The sequence below is a fragment of the Corallococcus macrosporus DSM 14697 genome (assembly GCF_002305895.1).
Taxonomy (GTDB): domain Bacteria; phylum Myxococcota; class Myxococcia; order Myxococcales; family Myxococcaceae; genus Myxococcus; species Myxococcus macrosporus.
Genome location: NZ_CP022203.1, coordinates 4,383,011 through 4,403,429, shown reverse-complemented (window position 1 = coordinate 4,403,429; position 20,419 = coordinate 4,383,011). Strand labels below are relative to the sequence as shown.

The window sequence follows — 20,419 nt, the reverse complement described above, 5'->3', positions numbered from 1 at the left end:
TTCAATAATTCGCATCCACGTCCACGCTGTGCTTCTTGAGCGGCACCAGGAACGAGCGCTCGAAGGTCATGAACACCGTGCCGTCCGCCTTCACGCCCTTCGTCTCCACGGAGACGATGCCCTGGGTGCGGCGCGAGCGTGACATGCGCTTGTCCAGCACGCGGCTCTCCGCGTAGATGGTGTCCCCCACGAAGACGGGCGCCGTGAGCCGGACCTTGTCCCAACCGAGGTTGGCCACGCCCTTGGCGCTGGTGCTGTTGAGGCTCATGCCGCCGACGATGGCCAGCGTCACCAGGCTGGACATCAGCGGCTTCTTCCACTCCGTCTTGCTGGCGTACACCGCGTCGATGTGGAGCGGGTGCGTGTTGAGGCACAGCAGGGACTGCCACATGTTGTCCACGTCGGTGAGCGTGCGGCCGGGCCGGTGCTCGAAGACGTCGCCCACCTCGAAGTCCTCGAAGTAGAGGCCGTGTGTCTCGCGGTAGCGCTGCTTGCCCACCTTCTTGTGGGCGGTGACCATCTTCTTCATGTGTCTCCCGTCCTGGCGCCCTGCCGCCTGGGCGCGGACTCCAGCTCCTCCATCAGGTGCTCGTTGGCCAGCACGCGCCGCGCCGCCGCCACCAGCGGAGGCCCCACCATGGCGCCGCCCAGCCGGCGGATGCCGCCCAGCCCGTCATCCTCCGCCTGCGCCACCACGCGGCGCGCGTGGTCCACCGTGCGCGGACACGGACGCAGCGCCCGGTGGACGGCGGCCACCTGCTGCGGATGGATGACGATCTTCCCCACGAAGCCCAGCGCGCGGGCCCGGCGCGTCTCCTCCTCCACCGCGTCCAGGTCCTCCATGTCGAAGCAGGGCGAGTCAATGGCGGACAGCCCCGCCGCCCCCGCCGCCATGGCGATGCGCGAGCGCGCGTACAGCATGGGCTCCCACGTCAGCGGGATGCCCAGCTCCGCGGACAGGTCGGCCGCTCCGAAAATCAGCCCCTGGAGCCTCGGCGTGGCGGTGGCGATGGCATCCACCGCGGCCACACCCCGTGACGTCTCGATGATGGCCAGCAGCGCCACGTCCGGGAGCCGGGGGCTCAGCAGCGCGTCAAGCTGCTGCAGCTCCGCGGGCGACTCCACCTTGGGGAGCAGCACGAGGTCGGGCCGGGCTCCTCTGTCCAGCAGGGCCAGCACGTCGCGGAGTCCGTCCTCGGTGCGAAGGCTGTTGATTCGCAGCGCCATGGGGCGCGACGCGCGGCCCCGCGCCAGGTGCTCGGTGGCCAGCCGGCGCGCCTCGGGCTTGAAGGCCCGGGGCACGCCATCCTCCAGGTCGAGCAGCCCCACGTCCGCGCCCACTTCAGAGGCCTTGTCGAAGCGCGACGGCTCCAGGGCGGGGGTCACCAGCATGGACCTGCAAGCAATGGACAACGGCATGACGCCACCTCCCCCGCTCAGGCTGTTGGCGCGGAGATCTCTCGCACGGCGTCGCACAGGCGCTGCACGTCCGCTTGCGACAGGTTCGACCGCAACATGATGCGCAGCCCCGCGCGCCCCTTGGGGACGATGGGGAAGAACACCGCCGATGAATAGAAGCCCCGCTCCAGCAGCCGCCGCGAGCGCTCCACCGCGACCTCCTCCGGCCCCACGTCGATGACCTTGATGGGGAAGTCCTCCCCCGAGGTCCGGGTGGGCACGCGCTCGTCGAAGAAGCGGATGTTGGCGCGCAGGGCCTGCTGTCGCTTCGCCAGCTCGGGCGTGCCGTGGATGCGCGCGGAGGCCATGCCAGCGCCGATGGCCGGGATGGACAGGCTCTGGGACCAGCCCAGGGGCCCCGCGAAGCGCCCCACCAGGTCCACATGCTGCTGGGGCCCGAGCATCACGGCGCCGCCCGCCGTGCCGAAACCCTTGCCCAGCGACGCGATGATGATGGTGCGCGGGCTCAGCTCGCCGCCCGCCAGGGAGCGGACGAAGCCCTCTCCCGCCTCGCCGTAGACGGAGAGCGCGTGGGAGTCATCGAAGTACAGGAAGAGGCCGTAGCGGTCCTGGAGCGCGAGCAGCTCCTTCACCACCGCCGCGCCGCCCATCGAATAGAAGCCGTCCGCCACGTAGGCCACGCGCGCGTGCTTGCGGCAGACGTCCTCCAGGAACTCCAAATCATTGTGCGGCGACGTCAGCACCTCGGTCTCATCCGCGCAGATGGGCTTGATGAGGTTCATCGAGAAGTGCGCCGACTTGTCGAAGACCAGGACGGGCTTGCGGCCCTCGGGCAGCAGGTGGCCGGAGGCGATGAGCGGAAGCAGCCCCGCGCTCGCATAGCTCGCCGTGGTGGTGACGATGACCTTCGAACGCCAGAGCGCGGACAGCCGCGCCTCGAGCTCGTCCAGGATGGCCAGGCGGATGCGCAGCCGGGAGATGGCCAGGTCCATGGTGCGCTCGCGCTGGAGCACGTCGATGGCGCCCTGGAGCACCTCCGGCTCGGCGTCCAGGCCCAAGTAGGAGCACGAGCACATGTTGATGAACTCGCGGCCGTCCTTCAGCGCGAGCGTGCCGCGCCCGGTGTTGTGCACCGCCAGGTCCAGCAGCCCCGCCTCCTTCGCCGCCTGGAAGGACGGATTGCCGTGGACGATCATCGACTCGCTGTTGCGGTAACGGTTCTTCTCTTCCATCGACGCCTCCTTCAAGAGCGCGCGTCGAGCATGTTCTGACTATTCACGCCTTCCTGGGAAGGCCCGCCCATGAAGTGCTCACGAGCCATCGTTCGCGCGCACAACGGCAGTGGAAACTTGGAGCGAGAACCCGGGTGCCGGTTTGACCCGCCCATGTCAGAAGTCCGCCTGGTCGGTCACCGGGCATGCGAGCGACGCGGATATGCTGCCCGCTTCACTCAAGGAGGGCTGCATGGCCGAGCTGGTTCTCACGACATACGACTGGGTCCCCAAAACGCCGCGCGGCTATGTGCGCGACCTCCGCGTGCGCTGGGCGCTGGAGGAGGCCGGGCTGCCCTACCGCGTGGAGCGCACGCCCTTCCGCGAGCGCGATGCCGGGCACCTGGCGCACCAGCCCTTCGCCCAGGTCCCGTGGCTGACGGACGGCGACCTCTCCCTCTTCGAGAGCGGCGCCATCCTGCTGCACCTGGGCGAACGCAGCCCCGTCCTGATGCCGACCGACCCGCGCGGCCGGGCCGAGGCCATCGAATGGGTGATCGCCGCCCTCAACTCGGTGGAGATGGCGAGCCTGCCCTGGTCATTCTTCCAGTTCGGCATGGCGGACAAGGCGGCGTCGAAGCCGTTCGATGACTTCCTGAAGCTCCGCCTCGAACGATTGGAGCCGGTGCTGGCGGGGCGCGACTGGCTGGCGGGCAGCTTCTCCGTCGCAGACATCCTGATGGCCGACGTGCTGCGGCTCGTGGATCGGTTCGACGGGCTGGCGGCGCACCCGGCCTGCCGCGACTACGTCGCCCGCGCTACCGCCCGCCCCGCCTTCCAGAAAGCGCACGCGGACCAGATGGCCCACTTCGCCGCGGCGGACTGAGCACAGCAGTGGTGCATGACCGCTCGACATGGGTCGCTCCCACCGACTGGGATCGCGCAGCGAGCGCCTTCCGACGAATCCATCTTCGGGAAGGGCGCGCCGCGTGTCACCTTGAAGAGGTCACGGTGCGGAGCGCCCGCCGATCTCAGGAAAGCGCTCGTAAGCCCGCTTGAGCGCGTCCAAGTGGACGGGGTTGTCCAGGTCGAGCGGCGCGTCCGAGAGTTGCACGACCCAGCCACCCGACACCGTGCGACGCGCCCGTGAAAGCAGGTCTGTGTCGCGGATCGGGTCTGGAAATCCGATGGCCTTCGCGGCAGCGGCAGACCAATAGTTCAGCCATCCCAGGTGACGCGGAATCTCGGGCGCCGGGATTGCCTCTGGGAACTTGAGGGCGGGCAGACCCCGCGGTGGCTTTTCAGGCCCATTCAGCTTCGGGCCCGTTTGGTCCGCGATAACCTGCAATATGGGTGAGGGGGCCGCGAGGCCCCACTGTGCGCGGACCCCCTCCGCTACGTGCTCCAGCACATCTGCGGCTGCCAAGACGATGGCTGGGTCCTGCGGCAGCTTCGCATGCACCTGAAGCTGTGACTGGCCACCTGGACTTGCACTCGCGGGTCGGCACCGCCCTGAAATCATCACCGGAAAGCGCTCGTCACCATTGCAAACGAGAGGAAACTCCCCACGTCCGGCTGCCTCGGCAAGCCACACGTCCCGTTGGGGTAGCGCAATGGACCGCCCTTCTTTGGAGACCTCCCATGTCAAGCGCAGTCCGGGGATCGCCCTCTCCATCCCTTCAATGGCAGCGAGCGTGCGGCCATCGTCGCTCATGAGCGCTGGCGCATAGACGTTCAGCACGAGCCGGCTTCGAGTGGTCATCGGTTGCACCCAGTGACGACGATATCAAAGCTGTCGTCGAACTCCAGCAGTGCGGCCTTGTGCGCGCTGGTGCTCACGCCGATGACGAAGAGATATCCACAGGCCCGCGCAATGTCGCGGTCTTCCTCAAACTCCCTAAGCTGGTCCCTGATCACCTGCTCCTGGAGGAAGTCACTGTACGTGTCAAATTGGTGGGTCTTGATCTCCCACAGTGCATGCACGCCGACCTGCAACGCATCGAAGCGCTTGCCCCCTACGAGCACGTCCATGCCGGGGTATCGGTTTGGAGGGAACGTGTCGGCGCACTCGTTATGCGGATCATCCTTGCCCGCGTGCGGCACTGGGACGGGCCTGCACTCAGGACGACGCACTCGGTCCAGTGGTTCGGTCGGTCCGGGAGGAAACCAATCCTGCCCTGCTGGCTCCGGTTTGGGCGTTCGGTGCTTCGAACGCTCTTGCTCATCGAATGGCCGCGACTGAGTCTCGGGCGTCGCACGCTCACGCGATGCCTTTCGATACGCATCCAATTCCTCTTTGATGGCGACCGCCACCACGACTGCGCCAGCGACAATCACAGCTCCAACGACGATCTCGGGTGCAATCAGGATGCAGACGCCCACTCCAATCGCAGCGGTCCCCACCGAGGCGACACTGCATTGTCCCGTGACATCCCGAAATTCGACTCGGTCGTGGTCGAGCGCGTGATAGCACCGCTCCACGAGCACGGCCCATTCGCTGGACGCCTCACGCACCACGCATCGTCCCCCATCCGCCCAGGGCAGCGTCGCCGCTCTGTGGAGGTTGGCGACCCTCGGGTTCCGGGGCGCTTGGCCTTGTGGGCTCGGCGCAGACGTAGCACAGGATGTGAGAAGCTGCAGAAGTGCGGCACAGGCGCGGAGACGCATGAACACGTCCTTTCAGTCAGGCCAGCGGGTGTGGCGCAAGGCGGGTCTTCTCTGGAGAATGCCAGCACGCGCGGCATGGTCCGAGAAGTAAGAGGCCAAAACCCCTGCAATCCTTTCATCCGACATCCTGGCTTCGATTCAGCTCCGCAGTCCCCGTGCGGCGGCGGGGTGCCACCTTCAGCGCGTCCGTCGCAGAAGCTGGCTCAGGCTCTCTCGTAGGTTGCTCAGGGTAATCACCTCATCCACATCCGACTCATTCAGCGCCAACTCCTCGGTAAGACGGGAACGAACGTTGTCGACCAACTCCGTTCGCGCCGCCGCCACCCAGCGGGCGGCCGTTGCCCGGTGCACGTCGTGCAGCCGGGCCAACATGTCGATTGTGAGGCCATCCAGGAAGTACTGTCTCAGGAGGTTGCGTTGCTGCGTTGTCAGCGCCCGGAAGCTCGCATCCAAGGCCCGGGTAAACTCCGCGCCGTAGGCGCCCCGCACCGCCACCAGTCCCGTATCGGGCACCGGCAGGTCGGCGGCGGCATCGGGAGTGACCTCGCGACTCTGCCTGCGCGCGCGCTTGAGCGCCTCGTGTACGGCGATGGCGCGCACCCAGCTTCCGAGATCTCCACGTCCCGTGTACGTGGACATCAAGCCGCCCCCAGGGCGCGCGAAGAGCTCGAGCCGCAGCCAGCCCAACACATCGTCGGCCAAGGTCTCACTCAGCTTCATCCGCCGCAGTGCTCGGACGGCATGGGAGAAGTACACTCGCTCGAAGTGAACGATGGCCGCGACGTTGCCCTGGGAGTATGCCCAGGCCAGCGCAAGGTCCACGAGGTGCAGATTCGCCGCGCCCTGCCGCTCGGGTGGACGGGAGGCGAGCACGCGACGGAAGCCCTCCACGTCCAGCACGACGCCGTGAGCGGCGAGCGCCTCGGCGGCGGCGCGCACCGGGTCCGCCGCCGCCGTCACAGCGCGACTCCCTGGGCACGCAACCAGGCCTCCGCTCGTCCCAGGTCGCGTTGCACGAGTGGGAGAGTGGATGTCATCAATCCCTCCCGCGCCGCCTTGACCAGCTTGACGGCAGCGGGCGGAGCCTTCTTCCCGGAAGCCAACGCCTTTCCGAGGGCGAGCTGGATGCGACCGCGCTCATAGCCGGGCAGCACCTGGCCCAATTCGAGCGCATGCTCGAGCTCGGCCTGCGATACGCGCATCCCCAGGGCCAGCGCCGCCTGGTTCTTCCCCAGTAGACACTGGCCATGAACGGGATGCTTTGGCGACAAACCGCGCCACAGCTCGGCGGCCTGCTCAAAGGCTTCCAGCGCTCGCTCTGGAGCGTTGCTTTCGAGCAGGGCGAAGCCCAGTGAAGTTTGCGCCAACGCGACCTTGAGCTGTCTCGGGCCGTTCGCGGCCTCGGCAATCGCCTTGCTTTTCTCCAACTCCGCGACGGCCAGCTCGCCCTGCAGGCCATAGAGGTAATCGCTCCCCAGGTTCCCATGGAGCGTGCCAAGGCTTGGGTGATTCGCTCCAAGCGAGACCTGGGCCGCGACCAGCGCCTTGCGGTGCGCCTCGATACCGCCCGCGAGATCTCCCTGCATCGCCAGCGCGTTGCCCAGGCTCGATAGCGCGAACGAGGTGCGGCGGTCTGTTTCCCCGTACACCTGGGTGCGCAGCCGGACCGCTTCCTCGAAAAGGGGCTGGGCTTCCCCCGCCTTGCCGAGCTGACAGAGCGACCCGCCGAGGAACAGGAGCAGCTCGGACCGGAGCCACGCATCTCCGACCCGCTCACACGCCCCCATGGCGGGGCCCTTCATGAAGAGAACCTTCTCGTAGTGCCCTTGCCAGAACTCGGTCTGCGCCAGGCTGACCCAAGCCTGCGCGCGCACCCGCTCCTCCTGGGCGACATCCGCCAGGCGGATGGCGTCAAGCAGGTTTGAAGTCGCGGCGGCGTAGTCCGCCAGCACCGCCTGGTTGTTGCCCAGCGCGACCTTCGCCGCCGCGATGAACGTGGCGTCGCCCAGCGCGTCGGCGCCGCGCATCAGCTCCGTGGAGATGGGGAGCGCGGCCCGGAATCTTCCCGACTCCATCAGCGCGCGTGTCATGGCGAACTGCTCGCGCAGCGCGTCGACCGCGGGTCCCTCCGGAGCCGCGCCCTGCCTCGGTTCGGCCTCGGCGCAGCGCCCGGCCCGCGCCAGTTGCTCCACCGCGGCGACCGAGTTCTGCACGACGGTGGTGTCGGCGTCGCGAAGCTGACTGATGAGCGCCCGCACCTCTCGAGCCCTGTCCTTCAAACAGCTCAATTGGCCAGGGAGCCCTTCCAGTGGCGTCTCCGGCCGGAACCAGCTCATGGCGCAGGCCCGTCTCCGCGCATCCTCGAAGTCTGTCCTCCACCGGTCGAGTTTCGTGACGACGCGGTCCGCTGTCTCGCCCGCATAGGGCAGCCGGGTGAGCTCGAACGCCGAGCGCAGCCGCGCCTTCTCCGTCGCATTCCAGGGGCTGGCCAGCTCCGCGGCGGCCACCGCGCACTGCTCGACCTCCACCCGCCGGCCCCCCACGGCGTAGGCCAATCCGACAGAGACGACGACCCCCGCGGCGGTGGCCATCCCCCACCTCCATCGACGCGAGCGAGCCGCGCGCAGCGCGAGGAGCAGCGCCTCCATGGAGGGATGGCGCAGGGCAGGATCCGCTTGCAGCCCCTTGGCGAGCGCTCGCCTCACGCTCCGAGGCAGGCCCGGCATCCACGCGGGGGGCGAGCCGGGCAAGGTCCCCGTGAGGGCCTCGTACAGGCTCACGCAGAATGCGTACTGGTCACCTCGCGCGTCGCACGGCGTGCCCCTCCACTGCTCCGGCGCCAGGTAGGCGGGCGTCCCCCGGACGCCCTCGGCCATTCCGGCGTGCTCCGTCACCAGGCTGGCGAGACCGAAGTCCGTCACCCGCACCCGGCCATCCTCTCCCACCAGGATGTTCGCGGGCTTCACATCGCCATGAATGATGCCCGCGGCGTGGGCCGCGGCCAGCCCCGCGCCGGCCTCCAGGAAGAGGCCCGTCACCGTCCTCCAGTCGCGCGGCCCCGCTTTCATCCACTGGCGCAGACTGCGTCCCACCACCAGCTCCATGGCGATGAAGACCTGTCCGTGCGCCTCGATGAGGTCATAGATGGGCACGACGTTCGGACTGGCGAGCTGGGCCATCAGCTTCGCCTCCCGCATCAACTGCCGCGGATCGCCTCTGCGCTCGCGCAGACATTTGAGCGCGACCCGGCGGTCCAACCGCTCATCATGCGCGGCATAGACCACCCCCATCCCCCCGGCATCAAGCGGGGCGTCCAGCACGAAGGGGCCAATCCGGGTGCCCCGAGGCAGTACCGCCTGGGTGGGCTCCCCCTCATCTGCCTGGCCCGAGGCCGCCGTGGACATCGAGCCATCCGTCCTCGCGACCATGGAGACCAGCTCGCGGCACCAAGAGCAGATGTCGATGTGCTCGTCGATGGCCCGGGCTTCATTCTCCTCCAAGGCGTGGGCGGCATAGGCGGCAGCGGTGTCGGCATCAAGACAGACCATTCGGGAGCGACTATAGCCCCCAAGCGGTCCCCCAATGCCTTGACTTCACTGGTGGCTGACGCCTCGGCCACGACAGGCCGTGCCCCATGTCCCGCGCCACGTCAGCGAGCGGCAAACCTCCCGCCGGCTACTGGCCTGCTCCTGCTTCAGCCATCCAGCTCCCCCTGAACGCCTGAGACAGAGGTGGCATCTTCCCGGATGGAGCCCTTTCCCTCAGCGTCGGTCAACACCCAGAACAATACATAGGGGTCATCGGTCTCGGCGGAGTTGTTCGGGCGGATGGCCACCGTCAGAAATCGGCTCTCCTGTGTGAGAGGCGGCAGGGCCCCGCAGTCCCTGAACAACACAGTGAGCCGGGTTCTTGCATCCCCGTTTACATATTTCCGCCGCGTCTCGCTGTCGACCACCTCCGTCGTGTCCAGGTCAGGAGCAGGACGGGAGGGCCAGATGCCCCGGGTCCGCACCTCGGGAGCGTCGATGGACGTATGCGCCTCGATGGCGAACTCGTAGGACGTCGCGATGCGTGTGATCCGGTCCTGCGCATCCCTGAGGCTTTCATCACTGCCCACGTACTCCGCATGTTGCCGAAGGAAGCAGATACGGCCGTCCACTGCCTTCTCGAAGGTGAACTCGATGCCGTGGTTGAACCGGTAGAAAGGGCGAGCCCTGGGCTTGAAACGCTTGTCTTCACCCGGAGGGGGCCGGAGGTCTCGCGGGATGCGGCCCTGGTAGGCATAGGTGCCATGATTCTCAAGACTGTTTTCATCCCTGTCGACCATGTCCAGGATTTCCTGGCGAAAGGGACCTCCGTCGTTCCCCACGATTGATTTGACGTAACGCTCGACACCACCGCACCCTGTGAACATCAGCAGCGTCATGGCGATAAATGCAGCCTTGAACATGGGCTCCCCTCTGAATGGTCGATGACGAACGACGGCCGCTCGGATTCGAGGTCGGCGGAGCAAAGCCGGTGGCCAGGCCCAGAGACTGCCAGGGCAGAGTGCAGAGCCGCTCCGCTCGTCCAAACCTCTTCCCTTCGTCCGCAGCGCCGTCGTCATGCGGAGAAGGGCCTGCTGGATTGAAATGTCGCAAAGAAATTTGTCAGACCTGTAAATTCAAGGACTTGCAGCGCCGGCCGGCACGCCGGGGCGAGTCTAAATAAGGTGCGCAGAGGGTGCGGGAACACCCTCCACGCGGACCCCGGAAACCCTGCGGAAAGAGAACCGGGACACCCGAGGAGTCGTCCGTTTCGAGGGCACGTCAATAACTGGCCGCCCTCGGTGGACGAGGGCCAGCCGAAGCGCTGCGTGGCGTGTGGGCGCGGGGCCTACGAAGGCGGTGGGCTGGGCCTCCATGGGCATGGGCTCGTCGAGCGCCAGCAGCGTGGCCCGCCGACTCCGGACGGGGCGCCAGAATGCCGGGGGCTGCTCTGTCGCCGCTACCGCTGCCAGCCCTGTGGCGCGGTGATGCGCGTGGTGCCGCCGTCCGTCTTTCCACGTAAGCACTTCAGCGGGGAGGCGATTGCCTTCTCCCTGGCGCTGTGGACCCTGCACGGCCTGGGGCGGAGGAGGTGTCTCGCTGCGCGGCACGAGTGAGGGACTTGAGCGTCGGCGCTGGGAGGCCGCGTACCCCGGCGCGCTGTGGCACGGCGACGTCTGCCATGGCCCGGTGCTCACCGGCGGCACGAAGTGGGCCGGCACACATCGACCTGGAGTCAGCGGCGAACTGAACAAGCAGCCGCCGCTGATAGAGACGCAATCCGCTCCAGCGCGCCCACTCCCAGATGCGACGGTTCACGTCCCTTCCTGAATCACCACGTCGACCGGCCTTGGGCGGTCAGCGGTTGTCCCGTCCCCTACCTGGCCAGAGTTGTTGCGCCCCCAGGCCCAACCGAACCCCTCCGGGCTCACGGCCGCCGTGTGGAAACGGCCCGCTGTCAGGGCGGACACGCCCGTCAGCCCCTCCACCCACACCGGCGTGTAACGGTCCGTGGAGCTTCCATTGCCCAGTTGGGTACCGGAGTTGTTGCCCCAGGCCCAGACGGTGCCGTCCTGCTTCACGGCCACCGTATGTGCATACCCAGCAGCAAGTGCACTGACGCCCGTCAACTCCTGAACCTGCACTGGCGTGGAGCGCGCCGTCGAGCTCCCATCCCCGAGCTGTCCCCAGAGGTTGAAGCCCCATGCCCAAACCGTTCCGTCCTGTCGCACGGCCACGGTATGGAAGTAGCCAGCAGCGATGGCGGTGACGTCCGTCAACCCCTGTACCTGCACCGGCGCGAGGCGGCGCGTGGTCGTCCCATCGCCCAGTTGGCCAAGGTCGTTGTAACCCCAGGCCCAGACGGTGCCGTCCTGTCGTAAGGCCACGGTGTGGAGAGAGCCCGCGGCGACGGCGGTAACGCCCGTCAATCCGTGCACCTGCACCGGCGTGAGGCGCGCAGCCGTCGTCCCGTCCCCCAGTTGGCCCCATGAATTGCGTCCCCAAGCCGAGACAGTCCCGTCCTGCAGCAACGCCACCGAGTGAGCGTCGCCAGCAGCCATGGCTGAGACGCCCGTCAGCCCCGGCACCTGCACTGGCGAAAGGCGGTGCGTGGTCGTCCCGTCACCCAATTGGCCGTAGGAATTCGCCCCCCAACTCCAGACAGCGCCGTCCTGGCCTGCGGCCAGCGTATGAGCGGAACCTGCCGCGATGGCGGTGACACCCGCCAGCCCCGGTATCTGCACTGGAATGCGGCGGTCAATGGTCGCCCCATCCCCCAACTGACCGGAGGCGTTGAGGCCCCAGGCCCAGTCGGTGCCGTCCTGCATTACAGCCACCGTGTGGGAATCACCCGCAGCGAGGGCGGCGAAGACGGTGACGCCTGTCAGCCCCGGCACCATCACTGGGCTGGGGCTCCGCGAGGACGTTCCATCTCCCAGTTGGCCATAGGCGTTGAAGCCCCAGGCACAGACGGTGCCGTCCTGCCTCATGGCCACCGTGTGGGATTCACCCGCGGCAATGGCGGTGACGCCTGTCAGCCCCGGCACCTGCACCGGCGTAAGGCGGTCTGTACGAGTCCCGTCCCCCAGTTGGCCATAGGCGTTGAAGCCCCAGGCCCAGACAGTGCCGTCCTGCCTCACGGCGAGCGTGTGGTAATCACCCGCGGCAATGGCGGTGACACTTGTCAGATCCGGCACCTGCACCGGCGTGAGGCGGTCCGTATAAGTCCCGTCCCCTAATTGGCCCCAGACGTTGTCGCCCCAGGCCCAGACGGTGCCGTCCTGCCTCACGGCGAACGTGTGGCGACGACCCTCGGCAATGGCGGTGACGCCTGTCAGCCCCGGCACCTGCACCGGCGTGAGGCGGTCTGTATAGGTCCCATCTCCCAGTTGGCCCCAGACGTTGTCGCCCCAGGCCCAGACGGTGCCGTCCTGCCTCACGGCGAACGTGTGGTGACGACCCGCGGCAATGGCGGTGACGCCCGACAGCCCCGGCACCTGCACCGGCGTGAGGCGGTCCGAACGAGTCCCGTCCCCCAGTTGGCCCCAGAAATTGAGGCCCCAAGCCCAGACGGTGCCGTCCTGCCTCACGGCCACCGTGTGGGATTCACCCGCGGAGATGGCGGTGACACCTGTCAGCCCCGGCACCTGCACCGGCGTGAGGCGCTCCGTATAAGTCCCGTCCCCCAGTTGCCCAAGGGCGTTGTTGCCCCAGGCCCAGACAGTGCCGTCCTGCCTCACGGCGAGCGTATGGTAATCCCCCGCGGCAATGGCGGTGACACCTGTCAGCCCCGGCACCTGCACCGGCGTGAGGCGGTTCGTACGAGTCCCGTCCCCCAGTTGGCCCCAGGCGTTGTCACCCCAGGCCCAGGCGGTGCCGTCCTGCCTCACGGCGAACGTGTGTCGACGACCCGCGGCAATGGCGGTGACGCCTGTCAGCCCCGGCACCTGCACCGGCGTGAGGCGGTTCGTACGGGTCCCGTCCCCCAGTTGGCCCCAGTCGTTGTCGCCCCAGGCCCAGACGGTGCCGCCCTGCCTCACGGCCACCGTGTGGGATTCACCCGCGGCAATGGCGGTGACGCCTGTCAGCTCCGGCAACTGCACCGGCGTGTGGCGGTCCGCGTAAGTCCCGTCCCCCAGTTGGCCAAGGGCGTTGTTGCCCCAGGCCCAGACAGTGCCGTCCTGGCTCACGGCGAACGTGTGGCGACGACCCGTGGCAATGGCGGTGACGCCTGTCAGCCCCGGCACCTGCACCGGCGTGTGGCGCTCCGTATGTGTCCCGTCCCCCAGTTGGCCCCAGACGTTGTCACCCCAGGCCCAGACGGTGCCGTCCTGCCTCACGGCGAACGTATGGTGACGACCCGCGGCAACGGCGGTGACGCCTGTCAGCCCCGGCACCTGCACCGGCGTGTGGCGGTCCGTACGAGTCCCGTCCCCCAGTTGGCCAAGGGCATTGTTGCCCCAGGCCCAGGCGGTGCCGTCCTGCCTCACTGCCACCGTGTGGTATTCACCCGCGGTAGTGGCGGTGACGCCTGTCAGCCCCGGCACCTGCACCGGCGTGTGGCGGTCCGCGTAAGTCCCGTCCCCCAGTTGGCCAAGGGCATTGTTGCCCCAGGCCCAGACGGTGCCGTCCTGCCTCACGGCCACCGTGTGGTGACGCCCCGCGGCAATGGCGGTGACGCCCGACAGCCCCGGCACCTGCACCGGCGTGTGGCGGTTCATACGAGTCCCGTCCCCCAGTTGGCCAAGGGCATTGTTGCCCCAGGCCCAGACGGTGCCGCCCTGCCCCACGGCCACCGTGTGGGCTTCACCCGCGGAAATAGCAGTGACGCCTGTCAGCCCCGGCACCTGCACCGGCATGGGGCGCTCCGCATAAGTCCCGTCCCCCAGTTGGCCAAGGGCGTTGTTGCCCCAAGCCCAGACGGTGCCGCCCTGCCTCACGGCCACCGTGTGGCGACTACTTGCAGCGAGAAGGGGCCCCGCGGAAACCGCGAGGGCTTTGGCCCCCATCAAATCCAATGAAGTGCTCCGGGAGAGGCTCAGACTGGCAGGCTCCGCCGAAACGATCTCGCCCTGAACCGCACTCGGAGCATCCTGCGGACCGCAGCCCGCCATCGCGGCACAAATGACCAGGGCCGCCCACGCCAAACACTTCCGTTCTTCCTGTCTCATCAATCCCCTCATACCATTGCGCTGTGCTAGCGCTGCCGTCCCGGGCCGGACTGGGCGACAAACGCAGCAAGCGCCTTCCGGGAGGGAGCGTCGGAGACCTACAACAGTCCCAAACATTGCAACTGGGTGCAACCCACCCCATAGCAATCGACAGGGGCCAAACCAGACACCCTTGAAACAGAAGAGTTGAGCGCCGTCACCCAAGTCGTCCGATCTCCTGACGTCTCTTCAATCCAGCACCCCGAGATACGGCCTGCAACCCACGCCTGCTCAGTGCCCCTGGCCGGGCATAGGGATTCGAAACTCAGCGGCCACGGTCTCGTGAATCACAGGTGATGAAGGTACTGCGCCACCGCCCGATCACGAACGAAGACAACGGACACACGAACAACCCGGCCGCCTGGGAGCTAAAAATCGCGTCGTGCGGCAATGATTGGCGGGCCTACGTCTCGCGTCATTGTCCACGTCTGCGCCAGACAGCAAAATGCAGCCGCTGTTCTGTCTCGTCGTGCCATCCCCCAAGGAAGAGTCCGAATGACACCCTCGAAGCCACGACCCAGCCGGGTCTCGCGTCAGCCCTGCGCCCCCGCGCTGGCGCTGCTCGCGACCGTCCTGCTCACGCTCCCCACCGCCGCGCGAGCCCAGCCGACGTTCACGCTGTTCCCGCCCAGCTCCACCCCGGCCGTCCCCTCCGTCACCAATGACTTCGCCCCGGTGGAATTGGGCGTGAAGTTCCAGTCCGACATCGAGGGAGACATCCTCGGCATCCGCTTCTACAAGGGCGCCGCCAACACCGGCACCCACGTGGGAAGTCTCTGGAGCGAGGCGGGCGGGCGCCTCGCCTTCGCCACCTTCACAGGAGAGACAGCCTCCGGTTGGCAGGAGGTGATGTTCTCCACGCCCGTGCGCATCAGCGCCAACACCACCTACGTCGCCTCGTACCACGCGCCTGGCGGCGCCTACGGCTTCACCAGCGCGGGCCTGGCCTCGGCCGTGGACGCCCCGCCCCTGCACGCGCTCGCGGGCGCCACCAGCGGCGGCAACGGCGTCTTCACCTACGGCGCCGCGGGCTCCTTCCCGAGCACCAGCTTCGGCGACTCCAACTACTGGGTGGACGTCGTCTTCCGCCCGGCCGAGCCCGTCACCCTGTGGCCCGCCACCGCCACGCCCGCCGTCGCCTCCGTCACCAATGACACCGCCCCCGTGGAGCTGGGCGTGAAGTTCAAGACGAACGTGAGCGGCAACGTGCTGGGCGTGCGCTTCTACAAGGGCGCCGCCAACACCGGCACCCACGTGGGCAGCCTCTGGAGCGCCAACGGGCAGCGCCTGGCCTTCGCCACCTTCACCTCGGAGACGGCCACCGGCTGGCAGGAGGTGACGTTCTCCACCCCGGTCGCCATCGCCGCCAACACCACCTACGTCGCCTCGTACCACGCCCCCGTTGGCGCGTACGCCTTCGACACCGGGGGCCTCGCCAGTGGCCAGGACACCCCGCCCCTCTTCGCGCTGCCCGGCAGCACCAGCGGCGGCAACGGCGTGTTCTCCTACGGCGCCGCAGGCTCCTTCCCCGTCAACAGCTTCGGCAACTCCAATTATTGGGTGGACGTCGTCTTCCAGGCCACCGGCGCGGTGCCCCCCACGCAGCCCCCGGGCAACAGCTTCCGCATCTTCGCCCCCACCGCCACGCCCGGCACCCCCACCACCCCGGACACCGCCGCCATCGAAGTGGGCGTGAAGTTCCGCGCGGACGTGGACGGACAGGTGACGGGCGTGCGCTTCTACAAGGGCAGCGGCAACAGCGGCACCCACGTTGGCAACCTGTGGAGCGCCACGGGCCAGCCGCTCGCCACCGCCACCTTCACCAACGAGACGGCCGTCGGCTGGCAGGAGGTGACGTTCTCCTCCCCCGTCGACATCACCGCAGGCACCACCTACGTGGCGTCTTACTTCGCGCCGCTCGGCGGCTACTCGTTCGACAGCAACGGCCTGGCCGCCGGAGTTGACGCCCCTCCGCTGCACGCCCTGCCCGGCACCACCAGCGGCGGCAACGGTGTCTTCGCCTATGCCTCCACGTCCACGTTCCCCAACGGCAGCCACCAGGACTCCAACTACTGGGTGGACGTCGTCTTCGAGCCCTACGGACCGCCGCCCCGCCCGGGCGTCCACGGCGCGGGCCCCGTGCTGGTGGCCACCGCTCCCGGCAACCCCTTCACCGACTACCTGCGCGAAATCCTGGAGGCCGAGGGCATCGCCGCCTTCGCCAGCACCGATGCCGGCAACCTGGGCGTCTCCGTCTCCCTCAATGACTACAAGGTGCTGGTGCTCGGCGAGCAGACGCTGAGCGCGGCCCAGGTGACGCTCATCACCAACTGGGTCACCGCCGGCGGCAGCCTCATCGCGCTGCGGCCCGCGGCGAACCTCCAGTCGCTGCTCGGGCTCAACGCCTCTCAGGGCACGCAGGCCAATGGCTACATCGGGGTCGACGACACCCAGGCCCCGGGCGCGGGCATCACCGCGGAGACGATGCAGTACCACGGGCTCGCGGACAAGCGCACCGTCGCCACCGGCACGCGCACCGTCGCCACGCTCTACTCGGACGCCACCACCCCGACGACGTTCACCGCCATCAGCCAGCGCATCGTGGGCAGCGGCACCGCCACCGCCTTCATGTATGACCTGGCGAAGTCCGTCATCTACACGCGGCAGGGCAACCCGGACTGGCAGGGCCAGAACCGGGACGGCTCCTCCATTGGCCCGGGCGCGCGCGCCAACGACATGTTCTACGGCAACGCGGCCTTCGACCCGCAGCCGGACTGGGTGAACCTGGCCAAGGTCCAGATTCCCCAGGCGGACGAGCAGCAGCGCCTGCTCGCCAACGTGCTGCACCAGACGAGCCCCACGCCGCTGCCGCGCCTCTGGTACTTCCCCAGCGCCCACAAGGCCGTCGTGGTAATGACGGGCGACGGGCACCCGGGTGGCGCCACCACCCAGCGCCTGGACCAGTACCTCGCGGACAGCCCCGCCGGCTGCAGCGTGGATGACTGGGAGTGCATCCGAGGCACCATCTACGACTACGTGGGCGGACTGAGCGCCACCCAGGCCAACACCTACGTGGCCCAGGGCTTCGAGTACGCCCTGCACATCAACACCGGCTGCGCGGACTACACGGCCAACACGCTGGACCCGAACTTCTTCACCCCGCAGCTCGCCAGCTTCGCCGCCGCGTTCCCCGCCGTCCCCGCGCCCGTCACCAACCGCACGCACTGCATCGCGTTCAGCGACTGGTCCACCCAGCCCAAGGTGTCGCGCGTGCACGGCATCCGCATGGACACCAACTACTACTACTGGCCTGATTACTGGGTGCAGGATCGCCCGGGCCTGTTCACCGGCTCCGGCCTGGCCATGCGCTTCGCGGACCTGGACGGCACGCCGCTGGACGTCTACCAGCTCGCCACGCAGATGACGGACGAGTCCGGCCAGTCCTACCCGCTGCACATCGACACGCTGCTGGACAACGCGCTGGGCACCAAGGGCTACTACGGCGCCTTCACCGCCAACATGCACGTCGACTCGCAGCCGTCGGCTGGCTCCACCGGCTCGGCCGCCATCATCGCGTCCGCCAAGCGTGAAAGCGTCCCCGTCATCACCGCGAAGCAGCTCCTGGAGTGGCTCGATGCCCGCGAGGCCACCCAGGTGTCCACCGTGGCCTTCACCGGCACGGTGCTCACCTTCGACCTCACGAGCCCCGCGCGCAACCTGTCCCTCATGGTGCCCACCCGCACCACGACGGGCCGCACGCTGCAGTCCGTCACCCGCGCGGGCTCCCCTGTGACGACGGTGACGCGCACCATCAAGGGCGTGGACTTCGCCTTCGTCGACGCCGCCCTGGCCGGCACCTACACCGCCACCTACAACTGAGTCACCCGCGCCCTCCAGGGCGCGTCATCCTTCGGGGCCCGGCGCGGTGCATTCGCGTCGGGCCCCGTTTCATCTCACCTCGGATGAGACCTGGGAGGCCCTGCCTGTGAAATGGGTTCCTCGTGTCGGATGGTCCGCAGCCTCCATGACGTGCCACAGGATCGGCGCCCTGACACCTTGCTTCCGCAGGTGTTGCCGCGCATCTTTAAGGTGATTTCCCTGGCCCTCTCGCGCCTCCTGGAATTCTCGATGCAGCACAAGGTCGGTGAGTCGGGCCAACAGCAGGTGACGGGGCGGCTCGCGATGGTGCTGGCATTGACACGCTGCGCCCCACTGCTGCTGTCCCATGCGATGATGAGCCGGGGCGTGACGCTGGAGCAACTGGAGGAGCGTATCCTCCTCATCGCGGAGGTGACCGCCCGCTCACGCCAGCAACGTCGCGAGCGTGAACGACGCAGGCGCGAAGCTTCCCTCGGGCGCGGCCGCTAAACCGGAAGCGGATGGCTGCGGCGTCATGGGCTCCCCCACCGAGAAGATGAACTCCTCCAAATCGGCATGGAATGCGCTGCGGGTGCACGAGCCGAGCGGCACGGGCCTCGCGATGAACATCGCGGGACCGGCAGGGCAAGGCGCCGGCCCCGAAATCCGCCTCAATCACAGTAGTATGTCGGAGCCAACTCCAGGACGCGCTGCTCGGCGATGGGGGAGAGCGCGCGCAGGCGTGAGAGGAAGAGGGGCGCCTTCATCCCCATTCCGATGAAACCCCAGACATACGAACGCTCCTGGGACTCGAACAGGTGTTTGTGTTCCTCCGGAGTGAATGTGCGCCCCACCGCCTTTTCCAACGTCTGGAGATCGAGCGCGAGCTGGGCGTTCAACGTCCCCCGCAGCGCCTGGAGCAACTCCCCATACTCCGTGAGGGCCGCGTCCAGTGTATCGGGTTCCCGGGAGAGGATCTTCTGCGCCTCCAGGAAGTCCAGCCGGGTGTGCTGCGCCTCTTCGAGCCAGTGGTGCTTGAGCAGGTTGCAGAACAGCGGATCCAACAGCTCGGTCTTGTTTCCGCGAACCGTCTCCAGATAGTGCTGCTGCGTCATCAACTCCAGATGCAGGTTGAAGATGAGCACTCCCAGGTTCGACTTCGCCATGATGGCCCGTGCCACCTCGACGTGGTTGTCGAGCAGGGCGGGGACGACCTTGAACCCCCGGGCGAACGCACCGGTGAAGCGCGCGAAGAGCTGCTGGTGCTTCAGCTCTTCCTCCGTGAAGCGCAGGAGCGCGCGCATGTGCGTCGCGTTCCCGTGCAGCTCCTGGCTGGCGCGCTGGGCGGCCAGCGCAACGGCGTATTCCTCCAGGAACAGGAACAGGTGCGCATAGCTGTTGGAGCGGATGTGATTCAGCATCAGCCGCTCCTCGGCGTTCAGGAAGGGAATGGCCTCCGCGCCCGTCAGCGCATCCGAAAGGAACCGGCGACTGAAATCCAGGACCGTGTCCTTGGGCAACAGCTCATCAAGACGCCAGGACACCTTCTCTGAGCTCTGGATACAGGATTGATATTCCGGAGTTTGATTCAACACTCCACTTGCACGGGAAGCATCGGGTCGCATTGTTTTCAGGTCCAGTCAGGAGCGCCGCCGCGCTCAGAGGTTGATGCGCTGGGGAATGGCCGAAGGGATGAAGCGGGGATACGGGCAGAGGCGCGTCGTCTTGCATTGCTGGATGGTGGCGCCGCTGCGCGCCAGGGCAGCATGGAAAGTCTCCGGGTGGTGGTGCACGTACCGGGTCTTGAACCCCATCGGAGCGCCGTGCCCGCGCTTCGTGAGGCCGTGGGGCAACAAGTCCTCCAGATTTAGCCAGCCGTCGTCAAGGCGCACTGGACCGAGTCGCTCTCGCCGAGCACGGCGCGCAACGACGCGCCCTGCAACCCAGGCGCGCCATCGAACGTGCGGGCTTTGTGCGGCACGAGGCGGTTGAAGCCCGCCACGCGTATTCGTCACGGTCACCTCCTGCAGGGTGGCGGAATCGGCAGACATGCGAGCCCGTGCTGTGCAACACCAATGCCAGTCGTCTCCAGGCAAAGGAATGCCCACACCTTGCATGTGCGAGCGTCCTCCATGCTCCGGCAGGCACGTCCGGCTGGGGTGCTCCCATGGGTGGGAAGCGCGGCCCCGAGACGTACCGTGGGGGTATGGATGACACGTCATGGGGTGTCGCTGACGTGTCAATGACGGGTACACGCATCCGCTCAAGCGCGGTGCCCCCAAGCCCGCAGGAGGGCCATGGGTGATGAGCACGTCGAGTCCTTCGGGGATGGCCGCCCACTTGCGGGCCAACGCGCTGCCGGCGGGCAGGCCCGAACAGCAGGGGGCGCAAAAGCACGAGGGGCGACAAGCGTTGGTCAGGCGTGGTCCCGGTGAGCGCCGAGGTGCTTGCGCCGGGCGAGCAGTGCGGCTCCTCACGGTTGGCCACCGCGAGGAGGCGGCGCCGCTTCACCGCGGACAGTTGGTTG

Annotated in this window: 15 protein-coding genes and 1 pseudogene; 5 read left to right on the top strand and 11 right to left on the bottom strand. The window is 67.7% G+C overall.

Annotation, left to right across the window (positions count from 1 at the left end; translation table 11 throughout):
* Position 1: 1 nt before the first annotated feature.
* Genes MYMAC_RS18120 through MYMAC_RS18110 form a run of 3 tightly spaced genes read right to left on the bottom strand, consistent with a single transcriptional unit; the run spans position 2 to position 2,651 of the window.
* Positions 2-529, bottom strand: a complete 528-nt coding sequence (locus MYMAC_RS18120; RefSeq protein ID WP_095958982.1) for a MaoC/PaaZ C-terminal domain-containing protein — start codon at positions 527-529, stop codon at positions 2-4.
* Complete coding sequence (locus tag MYMAC_RS18115; protein ID WP_095958981.1) at positions 526-1,392, bottom strand: HpcH/HpaI aldolase/citrate lyase family protein; 867 nt, start codon at positions 1,390-1,392, stop codon at positions 526-528. The genes MYMAC_RS18120 and MYMAC_RS18115 overlap by 4 nt, the downstream gene beginning before the upstream one ends.
* A gap of 44 nt (positions 1,393-1,436) precedes the next feature.
* Positions 1,437-2,651, bottom strand: a complete 1,215-nt coding sequence (locus MYMAC_RS18110) for an aminotransferase class I/II-fold pyridoxal phosphate-dependent enzyme (RefSeq protein WP_095961616.1) — start codon at positions 2,649-2,651, stop codon at positions 1,437-1,439.
* A gap of 232 nt (positions 2,652-2,883) precedes the next feature.
* On the opposite strand from MYMAC_RS18110, the gene MYMAC_RS18105 reads away from it, so the two are divergent.
* Positions 2,884-3,516 carry a glutathione S-transferase family protein gene (locus MYMAC_RS18105; RefSeq protein ID WP_095958980.1) on the top strand — a complete coding sequence of 211 codons (633 nt, stop codon included), beginning with the start codon at positions 2,884-2,886 and terminating at the stop codon, positions 3,514-3,516.
* 120 nt (positions 3,517-3,636) lie between these two features.
* On the opposite strand, the gene MYMAC_RS18100 is transcribed toward MYMAC_RS18105, so the two are convergent.
* The 5 genes from MYMAC_RS18100 to MYMAC_RS18080 form a co-directional block, all read right to left on the bottom strand.
* Positions 3,637-4,392, bottom strand: coding sequence for a DUF5953 family protein (locus tag MYMAC_RS18100; protein WP_095958979.1), 756 nt, complete (start codon positions 4,390-4,392; stop codon positions 3,637-3,639).
* Complete coding sequence (locus MYMAC_RS18095) at positions 4,389-5,297, bottom strand: DUF6310 domain-containing protein (protein WP_095961615.1); 909 nt, start codon at positions 5,295-5,297, stop codon at positions 4,389-4,391. The genes MYMAC_RS18100 and MYMAC_RS18095 overlap by 4 nt, the downstream gene beginning before the upstream one ends.
* Positions 5,298-5,474: 177 nt before the next feature.
* Positions 5,475-6,257: a hypothetical protein gene (locus MYMAC_RS18090; protein ID WP_095958978.1), complete on the bottom strand. Its 783-nt coding sequence runs from the start codon at positions 6,255-6,257 to the stop codon at positions 5,475-5,477.
* Positions 6,254-8,845: a protein kinase domain-containing protein gene (locus MYMAC_RS18085; protein ID WP_013940269.1), complete on the bottom strand. Its 2,592-nt coding sequence runs from the start codon at positions 8,843-8,845 to the stop codon at positions 6,254-6,256. Before MYMAC_RS18085 ends, MYMAC_RS18090 begins: the two co-directional genes overlap by 4 nt.
* A 146-nt stretch (positions 8,846-8,991) precedes the next feature.
* Positions 8,992-9,747 (bottom strand): hypothetical protein, encoded by a 756-nt coding sequence (locus tag MYMAC_RS18080; protein ID WP_013940268.1) that lies wholly within the window; start codon positions 9,745-9,747, stop codon positions 8,992-8,994.
* A gap of 378 nt (positions 9,748-10,125) precedes the next feature.
* On the opposite strand from MYMAC_RS18080, the gene MYMAC_RS18075 reads away from it, so the two are divergent.
* Together MYMAC_RS18075 and MYMAC_RS38670 are read left to right on the top strand one after the other, a co-directional pair.
* Complete coding sequence (locus MYMAC_RS18075) at positions 10,126-10,440, top strand: DUF6431 domain-containing protein (protein ID WP_238539725.1); 315 nt, start codon at positions 10,126-10,128, stop codon at positions 10,438-10,440.
* A pseudogene (locus MYMAC_RS38670) lies at positions 10,418-10,540 on the top strand (helix-turn-helix domain-containing protein); the annotation flags it as partial. The gene MYMAC_RS18075 and the pseudogene MYMAC_RS38670, both read left to right, overlap by 23 nt.
* A gap of 98 nt (positions 10,541-10,638) precedes the next feature.
* On the opposite strand, the gene MYMAC_RS18070 reads toward MYMAC_RS38670, so the two are convergent.
* Complete coding sequence (locus MYMAC_RS18070; protein WP_204817707.1) at positions 10,639-13,995, bottom strand: RCC1 domain-containing protein; 3,357 nt, start codon at positions 13,993-13,995, stop codon at positions 10,639-10,641.
* A 534-nt stretch (positions 13,996-14,529) separates the two neighbouring features.
* Between MYMAC_RS18070 and MYMAC_RS18065 the strand changes: the two genes are divergently transcribed.
* On the top strand, positions 14,530-17,913 hold the full coding sequence (locus MYMAC_RS18065; protein WP_095958977.1) for a DUF4082 domain-containing protein: 3,384 nt from the start codon (positions 14,530-14,532) through the stop codon (positions 17,911-17,913).
* A gap of 177 nt (positions 17,914-18,090) precedes the next feature.
* Positions 18,091-18,402: a hypothetical protein gene (locus tag MYMAC_RS18060; protein ID WP_157757512.1), complete on the top strand. Its 312-nt coding sequence runs from the start codon at positions 18,091-18,093 to the stop codon at positions 18,400-18,402.
* 161 nt (positions 18,403-18,563) lie between these two features.
* On the opposite strand, the gene MYMAC_RS18055 is transcribed toward MYMAC_RS18060, so the two are convergent.
* Both MYMAC_RS18055 and MYMAC_RS36870 read right to left on the bottom strand, forming a co-directional pair.
* Positions 18,564-19,487 carry a hypothetical protein gene (locus MYMAC_RS18055; RefSeq protein ID WP_095958975.1) on the bottom strand — a complete coding sequence of 308 codons (924 nt, stop codon included), beginning with the start codon at positions 19,485-19,487 and terminating at the stop codon, positions 18,564-18,566.
* 63 nt (positions 19,488-19,550) lie between these two features.
* Positions 19,551-19,745, bottom strand: a complete 195-nt coding sequence (locus MYMAC_RS36870) for a hypothetical protein (RefSeq protein ID WP_043711235.1) — start codon at positions 19,743-19,745, stop codon at positions 19,551-19,553.
* Positions 19,746-20,419 lie beyond the last annotated feature (674 nt).

Bases quoted from the DNA above. Each gene is read 5' to 3' on its own strand.
- MYMAC_RS18110 (WP_095961616.1), bottom strand. From the start codon at position 2,651: ATGGAAGAGAAGAACCGTTACCGCAACAGCGAGTCGATGATCGTCCAC.
- MYMAC_RS18095 (WP_095961615.1), bottom strand. From the start codon at position 5,297: ATGCGTCTCCGCGCCTGTGCCGCACTTCTGCAGCTTCTCACATCCTGT.
- MYMAC_RS18080 (WP_013940268.1), bottom strand. From the start codon at position 9,747: ATGTTCAAGGCTGCATTTATCGCCATGACGCTGCTGATGTTCACAGGG.
- MYMAC_RS18120 (WP_095958982.1), bottom strand. From the start codon at position 529: ATGAAGAAGATGGTCACCGCCCACAAGAAGGTGGGCAAGCAGCGCTAC.
- MYMAC_RS18105 (WP_095958980.1), top strand. From the start codon at position 2,884: ATGGCCGAGCTGGTTCTCACGACATACGACTGGGTCCCCAAAACGCCG.
- MYMAC_RS18100 (WP_095958979.1), bottom strand. From the start codon at position 4,392: ATGACCACTCGAAGCCGGCTCGTGCTGAACGTCTATGCGCCAGCGCTC.
- MYMAC_RS18115 (WP_095958981.1), bottom strand. From the start codon at position 1,392: ATGCTGGTGACCCCCGCCCTGGAGCCGTCGCGCTTCGACAAGGCCTCT.
- MYMAC_RS18065 (WP_095958977.1), top strand. From the start codon at position 14,530: ATGACACCCTCGAAGCCACGACCCAGCCGGGTCTCGCGTCAGCCCTGC.
- MYMAC_RS18085 (WP_013940269.1), bottom strand. From the start codon at position 8,845: ATGGTCTGTCTTGATGCCGACACCGCTGCCGCCTATGCCGCCCACGCC.
- MYMAC_RS18070 (WP_204817707.1), bottom strand. From the start codon at position 13,995: ATGAGACAGGAAGAACGGAAGTGTTTGGCGTGGGCGGCCCTGGTCATT.